The organism is Actinomycetes bacterium, assembly GCA_036000965.1.
GTDB lineage: Bacteria > Actinomycetota > CALGFH01 > CALGFH01 > CALGFH01 > DASYUT01.
The window spans coordinates 1-2,921 of the sequence record DASYUT010000352.1 but is presented as its reverse complement, the minus strand read 5'-3'; the positions used below and the strand labels follow the sequence as shown (position 1 = coordinate 2,921).

General features: G+C 75.7%; 2 protein-coding genes and 1 pseudogene. 2 read left to right on the top strand and 1 reads right to left on the bottom strand.

The window, feature by feature from the left end; genetic code table 11:
• On the top strand, positions 1-181 hold a 181-nt coding region (locus VG276_31405; protein HEV8653785.1), incomplete at its 5' end, for a hypothetical protein.
• Between the two features lie 111 nt (positions 182-292).
• On the opposite strand, the gene VG276_31400 is transcribed toward VG276_31405, so the two are convergent.
• Complete coding sequence (locus tag VG276_31400; GenBank protein HEV8653784.1) at positions 293-1,120, bottom strand: class I SAM-dependent methyltransferase; 828 nt, start codon at positions 1,118-1,120, stop codon at positions 293-295.
• A 310-nt stretch (positions 1,121-1,430) separates the two neighbouring features.
• Here VG276_31400 and VG276_31395 point away from each other — a divergent pair.
• Positions 1,431-2,247: pseudogene (locus VG276_31395) on the top strand (MFS transporter).
• The last annotated feature ends 674 nt before the right edge of the window (positions 2,248-2,921 follow it).

Below are 2,921 nucleotides of genomic sequence, written 5' to 3'. Positions count from 1 at the left end.
GCAGCCCACCACTCTGACCGGCCGCCTGCGCGAGGTGGCGGTCACGCGCGGCGAGGAGCTCCTCGCCGAGGTCCCCGCCACCCTGCGACGGCTGCGCCTGCTGCTCGTGGTGCTGGCGGTGAGCATGCCGGCCTTCCTGCTCGGCTGCCTGGCGCTGCTCGCCTGGCGCCTGCTCGGCTAAGCAGGTGGCCACAAGTTCTGTCCGTAACCCCGGGGCAGCGACACAAGCCGCGCCGGCCCTGGCCCCGTGGCGTGGCTTGTGTCGCTTGGAGGGAGCCGGTGGTGACGGGACTCAGCCGACCGTCCCCCACGCGCTCAGCAGGATGGGATGCGCGAATACCGCCTGGCTGGCGGCCAACTCGTCGGCCAAGCGCGCTTGGAGGGTCTCAATCCCGACCTGCTGGGCGGTCGCCACCCCGGTGCGTTCGATCAGCGGGAGCACGGTCTGCACGATGCCGGCCAGCATCGCCGGACCGGCCGGGTCGTCGGGCCCGAAGTGGGGCTGGACCCCCACCATCCCCAGCGGCCGGAGGCCGGCCTGCTGCAGGGTCGCCCACAGCCGCGCCCCAAGCGACGGCTCGATGCTCGCGCGTTGGAAGGTGTCGGCCAGCCAGGCCAGCATCTGGTGCACCAGCGGTGTCGGGGGCAACGAGCGGGCGCTACCGAGGTCGAACTCGATCGGCGCGACCACCCCGCCCGAGCCCGGGCGGAGCAGCGCGGCCTGCGTCCTGAGCACCACGGCGGGGTCGGGCACATACATCAGCACCAAGCGGCCGACGATCGCGTCGAAGGGACCGCCCGGGGCCGCCTCATGGATGTCGCCGACCACGAACCTGACGTTGCCCAACGCGCGCTGCTGCGCGCGGGCCTGGGCTGTGGCGACCGCCGCCGGCGAGCGATCGATGCCGACGACCTCGCCGGCGGGCCCGACGAGCTCGGCGGCGACGAACGCCACGTCGCCGGTCCCCGAGCCCAGGTCGAGCACACGCATGCCCAGCCGGATCCCGGCCGTCTGGAGGATCGTGCGGGTCGCGGGCGCCAGGACCCTGCCCTGGCGGTTCAGCCGCTCAAGCTCGACGGCATCGCTGCCGAGCTGGTATCCCGCCTCGGGGGCACCCATCGACAGCCTCCCATTCATCGACGCCTCGCGGGCAGCACTGATCCTCGCAGCTCCGACTGCCGGGCACCACACCGGGCTCAGTGGCGGACCTGACCGGTCGAGGAGCCGGATACGCCGTGGCCTCCAGGCGTCGTCCTTGGTCAGCACCGGAGAAATCCGGCACGCGATCTGAGCGTCGCCGACCGGATGCACGGGCTGGTTACGGACAGAACTTGTAGTCCCCTGCTTAGCGGTGGCGGTCGGCGAGCCCGCCGGGGCCGGCGGCGCCACCCCCGCAACGCCGGCCCCGGCGAGCTGGCGGACCCGGCCGCTGCTGGCGGCCGGGTTCGTGACCGCGCTCGGCGCCCACGCCATCGCCGCCAACCTCGGCCGCTACGCCGGCGGCCGGCACGCCTCCCTCCTGGAGCTCGGCGTCCTGCTCGCCCTCTACGACGGCGCCGAGGTGCTGCTCAAGCCCGCCTTCGGGGCGCTGGCCGACCGCGTCGGCGCCCGCCCCGTGCTGCTCGGCGGCCTCGTGGCCTTCGCCGCCGCCTCGGCCGGGTTCGTCCTGGCGGGCGAGCAGGACGCCCTCGCCGTGGCCCGGCTCTCCCAGGGCGCCGCCGCGGCCGCGTTCTCACCGGCCGCCGGCGCGCTGGTCGCCCGGTTCAGCCCCGCCGACCGGCGCGGCCGGGCGTTCGGCGGCTACGGGGCCTGGAAGGGGCTCGGCTACACCACCGGGCCGCTGCTGGGCGGCGGGCTGGTGGCAGCCGGCGGCTTCGGGCTGCTGTTCGCCACCCTGGCCGGCCCTGGGCCTCGGCGTGGCCGTCTGGGCCGCGGTCGCGGTCCCGGCCGCCCCGCCGCTGCCCCGGGCGCGCGAGACCGTCTTGGGCCTGGCGCGCCGGCTCGCGCAGCCGAGCTTCCTGCGGCCCGTCCTGGCTCTGGCCGGGGCGACCGCGGCGCTCAGCGCCGGGGTCGGGTTCCTGCCCGTCCGCGGCGCCCAGGCCGGGCTCGGCCCGCTGGCCACCGGCGCGGCCGCCTCCCTGCTCGCCCTGACCGCGGCGCTGGTGCAGCCCCGCGCGGGCCGCGCCCACGACAGCGGCCGGCTGCCCGGCCCGGCCGGCATGGCTGGTGGGCTGCTGCTCGCCGCGGGCGCGACAAGCCGGCGTCGTCACGGGGGTCGGGCGCGTTCTTGACCACGCCGAGACCGGGCGGCGACAGCCGCGGTGACCATCAGCCAGCCGCGACCGCCCATGGCCTTGACCTATGGCAACAGCCGCCCGCGGTGTCCACGTTTACGCACCGCCCCGTGTTCAACCAGGGTGTCGCCCTACACCAACGTCCCGGCGTGATCGTTGCCCACATCGCCGGCATCCCCGTTGAAGCGTGGGTGGCCCCGCTGGTGTCCTGCGGTGGAGGGATGGCCCTCGCGGTCCGTGCCCTCCTCGCACGGGCCCGGACCCACGGCGCACGCGGCGGCGCAACCAGTCGCACCCCATCGCCAGGGTCCCCCCTTCGTCTGCGGAGTGTTGGAGGGCGTGACTGGGCCACGCCGCGCAGTCACACCGCTCGGGGCGTCCTCCCGATGGGGACACACCCAGGGCCCCGGCAACGTCGCGGTCTGCACCAAATGCCCCACCATGCCGGTCGCTGGAAGCTGGCTCCCGGCCTGGACCAACGCGGCCGCGGGGCGCCAGGCCACGACGTGGGGCCATCGGACAAACGGGGACGAATCGCGACGTTGCCGGGGCCCTGGGTGGATACCCAGGCGCGAGCGGCCCTGGGCCGGCCCCCCGCCCAGGGCCGCTCGCCACCAGCAGGGGCT

What these genes read in the sequence shown, in the direction of transcription:
- VG276_31400 (HEV8653784.1), bottom strand. Translation starts at nt 1,120, where the DNA reads ATGGGTGCCCCCGAGGCGGGATACCAGCTCGGCAGCGATGCCGTCGAG.